The organism is Yinghuangia aomiensis (assembly GCF_039542225.1).
GTDB classification, from domain to species: Bacteria; Actinomycetota; Actinomycetes; order Streptomycetales; family Streptomycetaceae; genus Yinghuangia; species Yinghuangia aomiensis.
In genome coordinates this window covers 145,399-160,596 of the sequence record NZ_BAABHS010000020.1, presented here as the reverse complement: position 1 = coordinate 160,596, position 15,198 = coordinate 145,399, and the positions used below count along the sequence as shown (strand labels likewise).

At 68.0% G+C, this 15,198-nt stretch carries 10 protein-coding genes; 2 read left to right on the top strand and 8 right to left on the bottom strand.

Annotated elements, in window-relative coordinates:
* Positions 1 to 21: 21 nt before the first annotated feature.
* Both casB and casA read right to left on the bottom strand, forming a co-directional pair.
* Entirely contained in the window at positions 22 to 618 is a 597-nt protein-coding gene (casB, locus tag ABEA93_RS26515; RefSeq protein ID WP_345678295.1) for a type I-E CRISPR-associated protein Cse2/CasB, read from the bottom strand.
* Positions 611 to 2,332 (bottom strand): type I-E CRISPR-associated protein Cse1/CasA, encoded by a 1,722-nt coding sequence (gene casA, locus ABEA93_RS26510; RefSeq protein ID WP_345678294.1) that lies wholly within the window; start codon positions 2,330 to 2,332, stop codon positions 611 to 613. The genes casB and casA overlap by 8 nt, the downstream gene beginning before the upstream one ends.
* Positions 2,333 to 2,785: 453 nt before the next feature.
* Here casA and ABEA93_RS26505 point away from each other — a divergent pair, with 453 nt between their 5' ends.
* Complete coding sequence (locus tag ABEA93_RS26505) at positions 2,786 to 4,303, top strand: hypothetical protein (protein ID WP_345678293.1); 1,518 nt, start codon at positions 2,786 to 2,788, stop codon at positions 4,301 to 4,303.
* 307 nt (positions 4,304 to 4,610) lie between these two features.
* Here the strand turns inward: ABEA93_RS26505 and ABEA93_RS26500 are convergent, their stop codons facing one another.
* From ABEA93_RS26500 to ABEA93_RS26490, 3 genes are all read right to left on the bottom strand, one after another.
* The gene (locus ABEA93_RS26500) at positions 4,611 to 5,228 is read right to left on the bottom strand and encodes a hypothetical protein (RefSeq protein ID WP_345678292.1); all 618 of its coding nucleotides are present in this window, start codon (positions 5,226 to 5,228) and stop codon (positions 4,611 to 4,613) included.
* 142 nt (positions 5,229 to 5,370) lie between these two features.
* Positions 5,371 to 8,151, bottom strand: coding sequence for a SpoIIE family protein phosphatase (locus ABEA93_RS26495; protein WP_425585103.1), 2,781 nt, complete (start codon positions 8,149 to 8,151; stop codon positions 5,371 to 5,373).
* Between the two features lie 137 nt (positions 8,152 to 8,288).
* Positions 8,289 to 10,001 carry an ankyrin repeat domain-containing protein gene (locus ABEA93_RS26490; protein WP_345678290.1) on the bottom strand — a complete coding sequence of 571 codons (1,713 nt, stop codon included), beginning with the start codon at positions 9,999 to 10,001 and terminating at the stop codon, positions 8,289 to 8,291.
* A 121-nt stretch (positions 10,002 to 10,122) separates the two neighbouring features.
* On the opposite strand from ABEA93_RS26490, the gene ABEA93_RS26485 reads away from it, so the two are divergent.
* Positions 10,123 to 10,446: a hypothetical protein gene (locus ABEA93_RS26485; RefSeq protein ID WP_345678289.1), complete on the top strand. Its 324-nt coding sequence runs from the start codon at positions 10,123 to 10,125 to the stop codon at positions 10,444 to 10,446.
* 68 nt (positions 10,447 to 10,514) lie between these two features.
* Here ABEA93_RS26485 and ABEA93_RS26480 read toward each other — a convergent pair whose 3' ends face one another.
* The 3 genes from ABEA93_RS26480 to ABEA93_RS26470 all read right to left on the bottom strand — a co-directional run bounded on the left by ABEA93_RS26480 (position 10,515) and on the right by ABEA93_RS26470 (position 14,961).
* A complete protein-coding gene (locus ABEA93_RS26480; RefSeq protein ID WP_345678288.1) occupies positions 10,515 to 12,104 on the bottom strand; it encodes a multicopper oxidase family protein in 1,590 nt (529 codons plus the stop codon).
* A complete protein-coding gene (locus tag ABEA93_RS26475) occupies positions 12,101 to 12,526 on the bottom strand; it encodes a hypothetical protein (RefSeq protein ID WP_345678287.1) in 426 nt (141 codons plus the stop codon). Before ABEA93_RS26475 ends, ABEA93_RS26480 begins: the two co-directional genes overlap by 4 nt.
* A gap of 185 nt (positions 12,527 to 12,711) precedes the next feature.
* The gene (locus tag ABEA93_RS26470; protein ID WP_345678286.1) at positions 12,712 to 14,961 is read right to left on the bottom strand and encodes an MMPL family transporter; all 2,250 of its coding nucleotides are present in this window, start codon (positions 14,959 to 14,961) and stop codon (positions 12,712 to 12,714) included.
* Between the last annotated feature and the right edge of the window lie 237 nt (positions 14,962 to 15,198).

Below are 15,198 nucleotides of genomic sequence, written 5' to 3'. Positions count from 1 at the left end.
CGCGGGGCACGCGAGCAGCGACTACGCGGTGGTCTTCGCGGGTACCCGCCAGCCGTAGTAAGCGGCGCCCCACCGCTCGCGCACCGTGGCTCGGCCGGCCGCTCGCTCAAAGGCCATCAGGTCGCGAAGCAGCAGGTCGTAGTCGAGCGGCAGCCTTTGCCCCCGGAGTTGCGTCACCAAGCCGCGCAGTCGCGTCACCAGCACCGACGTGGTGGTGGCGGTCGCGGCGGCGTTCACGCGACGGTCGACGGCGTCCTCGCTGTACGTTCCACAGTTGCGCAGGTTCCGCAAAGCGACACCGACCGAGACGCCGCGCTTGTGCATGGGACTGCGTTGTGACTGCTGGTGCAGGCCGTAGAGCCCCAGCGCGGCGTGCTCCGCCCTCTGCTCCCGCGTCACCTGCCCGATACGCGCGAGCCGGTCGTCGGTGGGAGCGGAGCACAGCCGCCAGACGGGCAGCGACGTGCCTGGCGGCACGGACAATGCCCTGCGCAGCACGGCCAGATCCTCACCAGGCGGAGGCTCGGCCAGTCCCGTGACGGGGTTCGTGCGCCAGGTCCCGTTCGGCGCGGTGAAGCGGTTCCAGTAACGCAGCGGCTTGCCCGGGTTGTCAGACATACACCGAGTCCTCGGTCGAAGCTGTCACGGAGTCCACGGTTGGCCCCGCGGAATGGGCCGCGGCCGCGTGCCAGAGGATCTCCCGCATCCGGCGGCGGAAGTTCGCGGCGGCGCTGCCAAGGCGGAAGACGACCTCTCTTCCGTTCTGCTCGACTGTCCGCCCGGTGAAGGCGCTCGGCACCGCTGTGGTGATCACGCGGTCCGCGATCTGCCGGGTGTGGCGCCACGCGAGTTGTTCCCAGGCCAGGCAACCGCGCTGGATCAGGTCTTCGTCGTCGCCGGCATCGCGCAAACCGGTGAGCATGCGCCGGACAAGCGGGTCCAGCCTGTGCAGGACCAGCTCACCGGGCCTCTGCCCCTTGTCCCAAGGGATCGGCTCGGCGCCGGCCGCGCGCCGCAGATCTGCGGACAACGTATTGACGGCGCGGGCGAGTTGCTCGGCCTGCTCGGTGGCCATGAGGATCGTGGCACGGATCAGGGAATCCTGAGGAAGAGCCTGCAGCGGCAGCGGCGTTGCGTCGTGGAAGATGTCGTCGACAACTGCCGACTGATTGCCGTAGAACACGCCGGTCAGGTCGATCTGGAGCGGATAGTCCGGCGGGAGATGGTCGAGTACACCCCGCAGCTGGTCCAGAAGGACGCTGGTCGCGAACCCGTCTTTATGCGTGGTGGCGGGTGCCTCGTGGCGCCTGACGGCGAGCAACGCGTCGAGCCCTCGCCATGTGGCCCTCCCCGGCTGGTGACGCCGCGGACGGAGCAGCACCGGTGCCGCTCCGGGCTTTGCTTTGCCGGTGGCCGGCAGTGTCCACGCGGTGTGCGGCTCCGTATCCGGCAGCTCGCGCAACCTGTCGCCGGCGGCCACGATGACCCGGGTGACCCGCGGCCCATCGGGAGTATCCTCCGGAAACAGCCGGATCCGGCGGGACTGCCACGTCCAAAGGTCCAGTACGCCGTCCGCGCCTCGGATCGTCCACGTGGGGCCTTGTGGCTGACGCCGCCAATGCGGCATGCCCGCGTCTGCTCGTCCGTCCGGATTGACGGGGATGTTCAGGCAGATCGTCTCGTACATGGTCCGCCCCAGGGGCACGACTACACCCAGATGGCCCAGAGGGCCCGTCGGATTCCCGGTCGTCTTCCCCAACTTGGCCTGGGAATCGCCTACTGCCCCGGTCTTGATCGCGGCCGTGTCCCAGCACTGGGTGTGCAGGAGCCACCTCGCCGCCTCGGCCGGGGTCAACGCCAAGGTGTCGCCCTCGGTGCGCGACGAGAACAGAGGCACGTTGTTCCCGGTGGCTGCGGTCGCGACGATCAGCGCCGCCCCTTTGGTGTCGCCCTTGGCGGTGCGAAGACCACCCGCCTGTCCGAACGGCGCCACCGGGTCGAAGAGTTCGAACCGCTCCCGCCATTCCTCGAGGTAGCTGCTCAAGCGCTGACACTCGGCCGGGCTGAACGCGCCCCGCCGGAAGCGGTCGAGCCAGTCTGCGGTCGACTTCGGTTGCCCCAGTGCGTCCACGACCACCGGGAGCACGACCTGCCGCAGCAACGCGGGCAACATCGTCGCAATCTCTACGGTCAAGCCGGTGAATCGGTGGGATTCGAGGAGCATCTCCCGGAGGCCGTACTCATGTCCGTCGAGACCGGCCGAGTGTCCATCCGTCGCAACCGCCGGCTCTCCGTGCAACCACGGATCGTCCACCAGATTGAAAACGGGCATGCGCTTATCCAATCGGTTGCGTACAAGCCTCCGCGTGTGCGCCCCGACCTGGACCGTGAAGTCGGAACTGCGCGGACGGAGTTCCAAGTCCCGCAAGGGCGGGGCCGATCTCGACTGTCCGAGGTTGTTCGATACGCCCATGCCGACAGGCGGCAAATAGACGACCTACCTGATAAGACGATTTCGGCCACACGCCTGTGACTCGACTGAAATGTGATGTGCAACACAGTGCCTCAATCGACCGACCCGACCACATGCGACCGTAGGGCGGGCGGCAAATTTTAGTAACTACGACGCAAAATCTTCGGATGCCTCGCACCCCCCAGCGCGCCGTTCTGGCCAGAACACGCCTGACGCCATCGGACTCGGCGTACCGCTGCAATCGTTCCGTGTGATTGCCGTGTTCTGCCGCTCCTGGGCAGAGCACACAACACCTCGTGAAGGGGACCGAGCATGCGAGCACGCGCGCGCAAACACGCAGCGATACGTGCGGCAGGGGCGGTGGCACTCAGCGGCTTCTTGCTGGTCGGTTCGGCAGGCATGGCAACGACTGCCGAGGCGGACACTGGTACACGCGACGAAGTTCCGGCCGCTCTGGATCTCTTGCAGCTTCCGCAAAGACCGGACGATCCCATGACAGCGGACCTGCAATTGACGTCCTCATGGTTGAACAAGGAGGAGACCAAGTCGGGAGTTCGGGTCGGTTGGATCACGTTCACGATCAAAAACAACGGTCCGTACACCGTATCCGCTAGCACCCTGGAGGCGACGGCTCAGGGGGACGGAGTCAAATTCCTCGGGTTGGACCAGCTGCAGATGGCCACTCAACGGGACGGAGTCAAGACCCTCGGGGCGGACAAGTGCAAGAAGGCCGAAATTCGCGAAGCGGGCAGGACATTCGGGTGCGAACCGCCTGCCCTGAATTGGGGCGACTCCCTGCAAGTGACGGCCAAAGTGGCACTGACCGGCACCTCACACACGGTTGGTTCAAGGGTCGAACTCAAAGGCTTCTCCCTCATCGAAGGGAACCCGAAGAACAACAGCGCCACGGCCGCCATGCCCGACCAGGTCGAAAGCGGTTCCCGGCCGCCGGCTCCCGCCCCCAAGGCCCCGAAACAACCCGCGGCCCCCAAGCCCGCCAAGCCTCCGAAAAAGCCCACGCCCAAGCCCAGTTGCGGCCGTGCCGCAATTGAGTACTCGAAAGACAACGGCAAGACATGGACCCGCTCAGCCCTACTCGGGGGATTCCCCGGCAAACTCAAGGTCCGTGTGCCCGGGAACGTCACGAAGGGCTGCCAGTACAAGGTCTCACTCGCCTCATACAGCACCCAGGGCCCGACCTGGAAGACGTCCGGCACACAGGCTTTCCTCGGCATGGACACAGTGACGCTCACATCCGCCAAGCCCACTGGTGTGCTGGACATCTCGAAGCACCTGCCCAAGTGCTACGGGCAAGTTGACCTGTACGGCAATGACACGAAGTTCGACGGCAAGAAGAATCCTTTGCCGAAGTACCCCAGCATCAAGTATCCGACGAACCTGATCGCAGGCTGGAACGGTGGCACGGCCTGCGCACCGAAGACGCCGAAGCCTCCGGCAACCCCGTCGGTCTCCCCCTCCGTAACAAGCCCGACACCGACGCCGCCCGCGAGCGTCACGCCGCCCCCGACGACGCCGACGCCGACGCCGACCAAGACTCCGAGTACACCCCCCGCGAGCCCAAGCCCGAGCGCGTCCAGTCCGGCGCCGCCGACGGCGGAACAAACAGCCCCGCAGGCACCCGCGGCGCAGGACGACGGTCAGCAGACGGTCACCGACCAGGACGCCAACGCACCCGGCAGCCTTGCCCACACAGGTGCGAGCAGCCGTCTGCCATATCTCGTCGCGTTGGCGGTGTTCTCGCTCCTGCTGGGCGCGCTCGCCCTGTGGTGGACGCGTGGCCACCGCGATCACTCGCAGACCGCTTCCTGACCCCCATCCACGATCAGCCGCCCGGCAGTCACAACGGGGCCCCTTCCTGCCTGGAAGGGGCCCCGTCATCGCTGGTGATCCGGGCGGCCTTGGAGCCGGTGCCGGTGGCTTGCGGGTCCTGCGTCCGGCGCCGGGGCGGCCCGGGAGGACCGCGCCATGACCGGTCCTCCCGATCGTCAACCTGCCGCGGAACGGACAAGCCAGGCTGGGGCCGGTCAGCCCAGAGAGGTCGGCATAGCGCCTGGCGTGCTGCGTTCTCGCCGTCAGCCTCACGTCGTGCACGAGTGCGACTTCCCCGAGCGATGGTTCAGGTGCTGGTGGCGTCCGGTGCGGGCTCGGGCTGGTTGCCGTCGAGGGCGGCGCGTGGAGTGCTTGTCGAATAGAAGACAGAACTGCCCTGTTTGGTGCGTTCCGCCAGGCTCTTGGCGACAAGGTTTTCCACGGCGGCCCGGACCACGGTTGCCTTGACGGTGCGCTCCGGGTGAGCGTCGGCGAGTGCCTCGGTGATTTCGGCGGCGGACCGCGGCTCCGGCTGTGCGACGAGGTAGGCGCGAATGAGGTCGCCGACGGTCAGTCCACCCGCCGCCGCGGCCTTCCCGCGCGGGCTCTTGACCGCGGACGGCTTGCGCTTCGCCGATGTACCACCGACGGCCGGCTTCACGGTGCCGGGGCCGACCGCTGCCTGCCGTGGCACGGATGCCGCCGGCCGTCTGGGCGCCGGGTCCGCGCTGGTGGCCCGGTCCAGGGCCTGCTGCACCCCTTCCAGCAACGCCTGATCGTGCTGCAGGGTCTGCAAGTGTTCCTGCAGCACGGCAATTTCGGCGTTGATGCGCCGTTGCTCACTGGCATTGCGTTCCAGGTCGGCCGCTACCTGGGTGGCGTACTGGTCTTTGAGACCGATGGCTTCGGGCCGGACGTCCGTCACAGGGGTGGTCCTCCTTGAAAGTCGCGCTGATGCTGAACGGCGAATGGTACTGAGCCCACGAGCCTCGCGGAGCCGAACAGCGCGGCATTCCCTGGAGAGACAACCGACAAATGAGTCTGGCCGCTGCGTCGCCAGGCAACGCTCAGAAGTCCTCCCAGCGGTCGAGCAGCGCTTCGGCATCCGGGTCGGCGGCCGAGTCGTGAAGGGCTTGTTCGGCCCAGATGACTTTGCCGCGGTCGGTGTATCGGGTACCCCAACGCTCGGTGTAGCGGGCGACGAGGAAGAGTCCGCGGCCGCCTTCGTCGGTGGCGGCGGCACGGCGCAGGTGCGGTGACGTGCTGCTGGCGTCGGACACTTCGCAGATGAGGCTCTTGTCGCGCACCAGGCGAACCCGGATGGGGCCGCTGCCGTAGCGAACGGCGTTGGTGACGAGTTCGCTGAGAATCAGCTCGGTGGTGAAGCTGCGCTCGTCCAGTCCCCATTCCTGCAATTGGCGCCTGCACGCGGCGCGGACCGGGGCTACCGCGGCCGGGTCGCGCGGGACTTCCCAAGTGGCGACCTGGTCCGAACGCAGGCGGCGGGTCCGGACGACAACGAGGGCGATGTCGTCCCTGGGCTGTTGCGCCACGAGGGCCGCGACGGTGCGGGAGCACATCTCCTCGGGCTGGGCCGCCGACCCGATGTTCTCCACAGTGCGCCGCAGGGTCTCCAAGCCGACGTCGATATCGTGGACGCGATCCTCGATGAGCCCGTCGGTGTACAGAATCAGGTTGGTGTCCTCGGGTAGCGGGATGTCGACGGTGTCGACGGGGAGTCCGGCGCACAGTCCGAGCGGCGGGGCGACAGGGATGTCGGGGAGGACGGCGCGGCCGTCCGGGAACAGCAGCATGGGTCCGGGGTGACCGGCACGAGCAGCGGTGAGGATGCCGGTGGCAGGGTCGTACACGGCGTACAGGCAAGTCGCACCGGTCAACGTCCCGGTCTCGTCGGGACCGGTCTCCTCTTCCCCGTTGGGCGCCTGATCGATGCGGACGACCAAGTCATCGAGGTAGCTGAGGAGTTCATCCGGGGCGAGTTCGAGCGCCGAGAAGTTGTGCACCGCGGTGCGCAGCCGGCCCATCGCCGCTGCCGCGTGCAGGCCGTGGCCGACGACATCGCCGACGACCAGCGCGACGCGGGCGCCGGACAGCGGGATGACGTCGAACCAGTCACCGCCGACGCCGGATTCGGCGGGCAGGTAGCGGTACGCGACGTCGAGGGCGCCCTGTTCGGGCAGTCCGCGCGGCAGCAGACTGCGCTGGAGGGCGACGGCCATGGCGTGTTCGCGGGTGTAGCGCCGGGCATTGTCGACGCTGACACCGGCGCGGGCCCCGAGCTCCTCGGCGAACGCCGCGTCGTCCTCGTCGAACGGGTCTGGTGTGCGGCCGCGCCAGAATCCGGCGACGCCCAGGAAGACGCCGCGGGCCCGCAGCGGGACGACGATCAAGGAGTGGATTCCTTCTGCTGCGGCGCGTTCGGCGGCCTGAGGGTCGCGCGAGAGCCAATGCTCGTCCGCACCCGGGTCCGGCAGCACGAGGGCTCGTCCTGCGACGATCGGTTGGGCCAGGGGCCCCGTCGGGTCGAGCACGAACTGTTTGTCCAGTGGGTGGAAGGCTTCGCCGTGCAGGCCATACGAGACGACGCGGCGCGCGCGGGTGTCAGCGGCGGGTGGTTCGTCGCCATCCAGGACCTTGTCCAGGAGATCGACGGTGACGTGGTCCGCGAAAGCGGGCGCGGTCACTTCGGCAAGTTCGCGGGCGGTACGAACGACGTCCAGAGTGGTTCCGATGTGCACGCCCGCGTCGTACAGCAGGCGCAGTCGCTGCCGGATGCTCTCCGCGTGTCCGGCCTGCCGTTCGAGTTCGGTGGAGTCGCGCAGGGTCAGCACGGTCGCGGACCTGCCGTCACGCGGGTTGGCCAGCCGCTTGTTGACGGCGACCAGGCGCTCGCCGCTCAGGAGCACTTCGTCGGTCGCGTTCTGCGGCGACGTCAGCAAGTCGGTCCAGGTCTCGTCGAGCCCCAATTCCCCGACGGTGCGTGAATCGGCGTCTTCGGGGAGATCCAGCAGGCGCCGCGCCTCGTCGTTGACCAGCACCACGCGGGCGTTGTTGTCCACAATGAGCACGCCCTCGCGGACCGCGTGCAGGACCGCGTCGTGGTGCTCGTACATGCGGGTCATTTCGGCTGGTTCCAGGCCGCGGGTCTGGCGGGCGAGCCTGCGGGTCACCCAGAATGTGCCGCTGCCCGCAAGCAGCAAAGCCACGGCTCCACTCCCCAGCACGAGCGGAAGCTGGCGGTTCGCGGTGTCCTGGGCATTCGCGACGGTGACCGCCGCAGCCACCAGCCCGACCCCCCGGCCGGCGGCGTCACGGACCGGTGCCGCCGTCAGCACCGTATGCCCGTCGGGGGCGGAATAGGACATCGTCCGCACGGTGCCGGTGCGTGCGAACTCCTCAACCCCGGGGACGATCGGCGTCAAATCCGGCAGGCGGCCCACCTCACCCGCCTTGTAGAACCTTCCGTCCGCCGTGAGCACCGCGATGGCGTCGACGCCTGTGTCCGCGTGCGCGGCGGTGAGGCGTGGCCGGACGAGCGCCTCGGCATCAGGGCTCTCCATCGCGCCGGGCAGGCCCGGTGCGTCAGCGAACGTCCGCGCGGCGACGGCGGTGCGGTTGCGAGCGTCGCGCAAGCTGTCGTTGCGCGCCTGGAGCACCAGTGACATCACGGCAGCCACGACAAGCAACACCACGATGACCGATTCGAGCAACAGAACCTGCCCCGCCACGCTGCGCACGCCCAGGCGTCCGACCACGGCGGGCGATGCGCCGGAGGGACCCCCGGGAGGCGGTACCGCCCGCCCGTGTGTCGGGGTGGCATCCGACATGGGCGCAGGGTTCCGGCGACCACGCCCGAGCCAGGACGGCGGCCAACCGCTGGATCCTTTCATTCCGTCTTTGTATCATTTTGACATGCTATGACTGATGGTGTATCGGCTCATTTCTTGGCGGCCGTGCGCTGCGGTTACGCCGACTGCCACACGAACGCGACCTGGTCGCGGTGTGTCGGGCACTGCACGATGTAGCCCGCGCCGTTGTCGCCCCAGACATGGGGCACCCCGTGTCCGGAGTCGATCTGCAGGACCGGTTGCGTCATGCGGTGGTCACCTTGGGGGCAGTTCGGGTACTGAGGGTCCTGGACCCAGTTGGGCCATCCGCCCAGCTTGTCGCCTTGGCGGTTGAGGCCGAACACGACAGCACGTTCCTCGGGGAGCAGCTCCGACGCGTCCGCCTCGCAGTACGGGTAGTCCTTGACCGCGCGCGCCCACCCGGCGATCGGGCGCTCGGGGAACAGCCGGACGCCATCGGGCGGCGTCGGCGACGACGTCCGGTCGGCCGCGTCCACGATCCGAACCACGTTGCCACTCGAGAAGGCCCGATAGGGGTTGCACGAAGTGCAGTGGAACAACTGCAACAACCCCGCGCCGAGACCCCGTGCCTGCTTGGGCACGGCCCCAAGGTCGAGTTGCACGAAGAACGTCAACGGGGCGGCACAGCCGCCGCAGCCAGGCCACGGCTCATCCGAGCCCAGCCAGGGCAGGCCGCCGAAGCGCGCGATGCCGGATCCCCCGTCCTCGTCTGCGGTTCCGACGATCGGGCTCCATGCGGGGCGGGCGACAGGGGCGAGCTTGGCCTTTGCGGCCTGTGTGATCTCCTGACGCGTCCGCGCGCTCCCGCCGGCATCGCGCAGCAGCCGCACGATCTCGCTCTGTCCCCTCTGCCTGGCTGCCGCAAGCGCGTTACGGCCGTCGTCGGCACGGGCTTGGACGTCGACCCCGGCGTCGAGGAGGTCGCGCACCGTCTCGACACGCCCGCGGTCGGCGGCCAAGACGATCGGCGGCGTGTTGTAGTAGTTGTCGGGTGATTCCGCGTCGACTCCGGCAGCAATCAAGTAGGGCACGACTTGTGGCACGTCGAAGGCGATCGCCTGGCCCAGGGCTGTGACGAGGTTGTTCGGTTCGATCTCGCCGTACTCCAGGACCGCCTCCACACCCTCCGTATGCCGCTGCTCCACGGCCGCGATCAACGCGTGGCCCCGCGCCGACGGATCCTGGGTGGGAAGCAACTCCCTTATCCGGGGCAGAAAGCCGCGCCCTATCGCCTGCAGGAGGTCGGCCTCCTCGGGCAGGAAGACCGTGGCCCCCCGTGCGCGCAGCAGCTCCGCTATCGCCGTGCTGCCGATCTCCAAAGCGACGTCGAGCGGGCGACGCAGCGCACCGGTCAGCACGTTCGGGTCGGCACCGGCGTCCAGCAGAGCGGCTACCGCGTCGTCCGCACCGGCGCGCACGGCGCCGACCAGCGGGATTCGGCAGCGATCCGGGTTGTCCCGATCCGTGAGGCCCGGTTCTGTGCGTGCGTTCGGGTCCGCGCCCGCTGCCAGGAGCTGCCGTACGGTCTCGGGATCTCCGAGGGCCGCCGCGGCCCACAGCGACTTCGCCAGCGGCCGGGCTCCTGCGGCCAGGAGCGCGGGCACGAAGGCCACGCTCCCCCGACGCCCTGCTGCGTAGGACAACGCGACGTCCAGATCCCACTGGGGCGGCTTGTGCAGCAGGATGAACTCGAGCACGTCCAGACGATCACCTTGTGCCGCATCCTGCAGCTGGGACCCGACGGTGTCCGGCTCCTCCCGCAAAATCGTTTCCAATTCACCACTGTCGAAGAGTTCTGCCATACGCATGCCATCACCCTAGCCACCGGCCCGGACAGCGCCCGAGCAGAAATGCCAGTTGACATTGGATCGGCAGCGAGCCAATCCGCGGCAGGGCAAAGAAATTTGCGACAAAGGGGAGCGGTGGGCCATGGGATCCTCGACCGGTCGAGAAGTGCTCGGCGATGCCGACGAGGCCGTCCGTTGCGTTCGGGTTGCCGATCTGCCGCGGCATGACAGGCGGAACCTCGCTCGATGCATCGAGCGATTCCCGTCACTCACTTACACGAGGGATGGTGTGGTGCTGCCGCGGCATATTCGGCGCGCCGGATTTGCGCTTTCCTTTGTCCATCCGCCGCTGCTGGCAATGTTCGACGGATTCGACTACGAGTGCAATGCGTCCGACGCGGGGGTTGATATGTGGTACAGCATCGGCCTCGGCAATGCGGGGGATGAGACGCCGGCAGCCGCCTGAAAGTCCACGTCGGCCGGCCACAACGCCCCGAACCGCCCAGGGGGGCTGGGCGGTTCAAAGACGCTCCCCTATTCGGTTACGAAATCGCCCATCATGGCCATGTCCTCGTGCTCGAGGTTGTGGCAGTGGAGCATGAACGACCCGGCGTAGTCCGTGAATCGTGTCACGACTTCGACCGATTCACTGGGCCGCAGGTCAACGGTGTCCTTCCAGCCGCCGTCATACGATCCCGGCGCGGCGTTGTTGCGCGCCACCACCTGGAAGGGATTGAGGTGTACGTGCACGGGGTGGTGGAAGTCCGTGATGAAGCGCCAGACTTCTGTGGTGCCCAAGCGCACGTGCGCGAGAGGGCGGCCCGGCTGGTACTCGCGGCCGTTGATGGTCCAAGCATCTCCTTTGCGCTGGAAAAGGAACGTGCGAGTGGCCACGGCACGTGTGGTCTCGAGTGCCGGGATATCCGCCAGGCGTGACGGCACCTGCGCAGGATCCGGCGCTGTCCGGACGGATGTGGACAGGTCGAAGCGCATGACCGAAGTCGTGCTGCCGTGTCCCAGCCGGTTCACGAGCTGGACTCGGGTTCCCGCCGCGTAGCGGGCGAAGTCCACGACGACGTCGAACCGTTCGCCTGGGGCCACGTCCAAGGCGTCGTGTGCGATCGGACGTCCGAGGAGTCCGCCGTCCGACCCGATCTGCACCAGCCCGCCTCCGCCGGGCGGCTGGGGGTGAAGCTCCAGGCGGTATCGCCGCGCGTTGGACGCGTTCAAGAGACGCAGTCGGTAGCGTGCGCGATCGGCCGACAACACCGGCCACGGTGCGCCGTTGACGAGGATGACGTCACCCAGAACACCGTTCATGTATGGCGCCGTTGTTCCGGAACGTTCCGGGTTGCCGCCCGGACTCGGGTAGCGAAAGCTGCCGTCTTCGGCGAAGGATCGGTCGGTCAGCATGAGAGGGATGTCACGGTCGCCACGTGGCAGCGGCAGTGCACCCTCCTCTGCGTCGTGCACCAGGTGAAAGCCCGCGAGTCCGTGCCACACATTGGGCCCCGTGGAGCCCATGTGGTGGTCGTGGTACCACAGCGTGGCGGCACGCTGTTGCATGGGATAGGTGTAGGTGTATGTCCCAACGGCCGTCGATGGCGCCGGGTTTGGGGCGCCCATTCCGCCCATGCCCGCCATGCCTGGCGTGTCACGCGCCGCAGGTTCACGCCCTGCGGGCAGAATCGCCGCGGTTGGGTAGCCGTCACTCTCGTATGGCGCATGACCGCCGTGCAGATGAACCACGACTGGACGATCCAGTTCATTGCGGTGAGTGACTACGGCACGCCGGCCCGAAGTGGAGATCAAGGTGGGTCCGGGGAATGTGCCGCCATAAGTCCAGGCCGGGGTGTCGAGGCCGGGCAGGATGCGGAGCGATGCCGATTTCTGGGTGATCTCGTAGTAGTCGGTGTTCGCGTCCGAATGTGTCGGTGTGAGCACTGGTGGGATGGGCAGTCGTACCTCATACGGGCGCGGTAGAGGTACAGCGCTGGGGAGCACGCGGCCCGGCTGGCCGGGAGTCAGCAGTCCGTCGGCCCATGACCATCCGCCGACCGCTGCCGCGCCCACGCCGAGCGCGGTCGCGCCGAGGAATCGACGACGACTCATGCGGCCGGTCACGCGTCGGCCCCCGCAGTGACGGCCGTGTGCCGGCCGATCGGTTTCCAGCTCCAGACCATCAGCATGAGAACGGCAGCAACGATAGTTGTTCCCAGGGGAATGTGGATTGCCAGGGCCCGGGCGTAGCCGAGTCGCATCTCGCCGACCTCGGCCGCGACCAGGGCCAAGCTCGCCGTCATCGGCCACCACGGCCCCCGGCCTGGCCGCCACAGCAGGATGGCGGTGACAAGTTGGACCAAACCGGTGCCCGCGATCGCCATCGCGTTGGCGGCGTGCAGGTCGAGCGCGTCGTAGTTGCCGGACAGGAACCTTCCGGCCAGCACCGTTTGCCACAGGGCAAGCGCTGCGTGAACGGTGACCGCCGCCCTGAGCGTCAGCCGACACCATCGTTGGCGCGACGATGGCGCGCGGTGTTCTTCCAAGAGAGTCGCTCCTTACGGGCATGCCGAACCGACGCCGTCTTGGGTGTCGTTGGCGCATCGTTGCGTTGACCGGTGACCGGACTGCAGGCATGGAGCCGGGGCGGACGCTGCCTTCTGTTCGGCTTCGCCGACCCGCGCCTGTGGGCGGAAGCCGTCGAGGCCGAGCCCCGTGCCCGGCTCCCCGACTATGGCTGCGGGATCGGATCCAAGGGCGCGGTTGCCGGCGTCGGTGCGTCGACGTCGCGTTCGATGCCCAGCGTCGGCATCACGCGGTCAAGCCAACGTGGCATGTACCAGTTCGCGTCCCCGAACAGTTCCATGAGGGACGGCACCAGCACCATGCGCACGAGTGTGGCGTCGATGAGAATCGCCGAGGCGAGGCCGAGCCCGAACACCTTGAGTACGCGCGACGGGTCGTTCACGACGAAAGACCCGAACACACACACCATGATCGCGGCTGCGGCTGTGATGACCCGCGCGGTGCCCGCGAGGCCGTCGGCGACTGCGGTCGCGTTGTCACCTGTCCGCCGCCACTCCTCCCGGATGCGCGAGAGCAGGAACACCTCGTAGTCCATCGAAAGCCCGAAGAGAATCGTGAACATCATCAGGGGAATCCACGGGTCGATGGGCCCGGACGCGTGGACACCGATGAGCGAAGCGCCCCATCCCCATTGGAACACCGCCACGATGACGCCGTACGCGGCGCCGACCGACAGCAGGTTCATGACGGCTGCCTTCAGCGGCAGAACCACCGATCGGAACACCGACATGAGCAGCAGGATCGCCAGCAGGATGACGCCGGCGACCACCCACGGCAGCCGTCCCGAAAGATAGCTCGAAACGTCGATGCCTGCGGCCGTCTCACCCCCGACCAGGGCACGCAGACCAGTGCCACGCACCTGGGCCGGGATCACGTCGTCGCGCAGGGTGGTCACAAGGTGGGCCGTGGAAGCGGCCTGCGGCGACGCGTTCGGGAACACGGTGATGATCGCCGTATCGCCCGCCGGATTGATGCGTGCAGGGGTGGCCGAGGCTACCCCGGGCGTGCGCGCGAGTGCGCTGTCAAGCTTGTCGAGCACGGCCGGGTCGGCCCCATGCGGGAGTTCGACCGCGACGATCAGAGGCCCGTTCGCTCCCGGCCCGAAGCCGTCGGTGAGCATGTCGTACGCCTGGCGCGTCGTGAACGTAGTGGGGACACTGCCGTCGTCACTGAACGCCATGCGCATCGAGAACAGCGGCACGATCAGGACGCCCAGCACCAGCAGCGAGAGCACGGCAGCACTCAGTGGGCGTCGCTGTACGGCCCGGCTCCACCGGTACCACGCGCCCGAACGCCCGGCCGCGGTCTCTTCCGATCCACCCAGCCCCGGGATACGCAGCCGGTCGACGGCTCGGCCCGCGAACCCCAGCATTGCGGGCAGCAGAGTGAGCGTCGCGCCCATGACAAGGGCGACGGCCGCAATGGTGCCGACCGCGAGACCGTGCATGAACGGCAGGCCGACAGCGAACAAGCCGAGCAGGGAGACGATGACCGTGCAGCCCGCGAACAGGACCGCACGCCCTGCCGTGGTCTGGGCCGTGACGACGGCATCGCGGGGTTCACGTCCCTCGCGCAGGCCCTGCCGGTAGCGCGTGACGATGAACAGCGCGTAGTCGATGCCGACACCAAGGCCGACCATGGCAAGCATCGCGCTTCCGAAATCGGGGACCGTCAGCGAGTGGCTGATGAAGGCCTCTGCCGCAAATCCGATGACGATGCCGATCAGCGCGGTGAGAATCGGCAGCCCCATTGCCACCAACGACCCGAACGCGATCAGCATCACGATCATCGCCGCGACGATGCCGACCAGCTCGCTCGGACCCGGCTGCGGGCTTTCCACTCGGTCGATCACCGGGCCGCCCACGGCTACGTGATACCCAGGCGTGTTGAAGCTCTTTGCGGTGTCGACGACCCGCCGGATCGCGCCTGTCGGAACGCTTGCGTCGACAGTGTCGAAGCGGACGGCCAGGTAAGCGGTGCGGCCGTCGTCCGACATCTGGTGCCCGGCGCCCGCCTCCGCAGGGCCGACGACGCCGACGACGTGGGGCAGCGAACTCAGCGCCGCCTCCATGCGCGTGGTGGTGGCGGCAGCCTCCGTGAACGAACCGGGGGTCTGAACGACGACCCGCGCCTCCGCGCCGGAAGCGTCCGGAAAGCGTGTGTCGAGAATGTCGTTGACCTGGGCGGACTGCGAGTTCCCCGACTCAAGACTCTCGCTGAACTTGCTGCCCACGGTCTGGGAAAGACCGGTGAGTACGACGGCGGCGGCGATCCACAGGACGAGGACCAGCCGACGACGGTCGTAGCACCACCCGGCGAGGCGGCCCAAGGCGCCGGTGTCGCGGGACGAATCGGGATCGTTTCGGGACCCCCGAACGGCTTCGGCGTTCGGCATGACAGCAACCTCCATACTGAGTTGCGACTCAGCATATGCCTTTTATTGAGTGCGGACTCACCCCGGGGCCGGGCGTCGACCCGCCGGCCCACGCCCGTGCCACACCTGCGTCCTGCCGCCCCGGCGCCGAGCCCCGGCGTGCCGCCGGCCGGAGCGACCAGATGGCTGGCGATTGCCCACGGGGGCGCCCAACGGCGTCGGACCCGTATCCGTCAGCCTCCGTTCCCGGCTCCCTGC

Bases quoted from the DNA above. Each gene is read 5' to 3' on its own strand.
- casB (WP_345678295.1), bottom strand. From the start codon at position 618: ATGTCTGACAACCCGGGCAAGCCGCTGCGTTACTGGAACCGCTTCACC.
- casA (WP_345678294.1), bottom strand. From the start codon at position 2,332: ATGCCCGTTTTCAATCTGGTGGACGATCCGTGGTTGCACGGAGAGCCG.
- ABEA93_RS26505 (WP_345678293.1), top strand. From the start codon at position 2,786: ATGCGAGCACGCGCGCGCAAACACGCAGCGATACGTGCGGCAGGGGCG.
- ABEA93_RS26495 (WP_425585103.1), bottom strand. From the start codon at position 8,151: ATGTCGGATGCCACCCCGACACACGGGCGGGCGGTACCGCCTCCCGGG.
- ABEA93_RS26490 (WP_345678290.1), bottom strand. From the start codon at position 10,001: ATGCGTATGGCAGAACTCTTCGACAGTGGTGAATTGGAAACGATTTTG.
- ABEA93_RS26485 (WP_345678289.1), top strand. From the start codon at position 10,123: ATGGGATCCTCGACCGGTCGAGAAGTGCTCGGCGATGCCGACGAGGCC.
- ABEA93_RS26470 (WP_345678286.1), bottom strand. From the start codon at position 14,961: ATGCCGAACGCCGAAGCCGTTCGGGGGTCCCGAAACGATCCCGATTCG.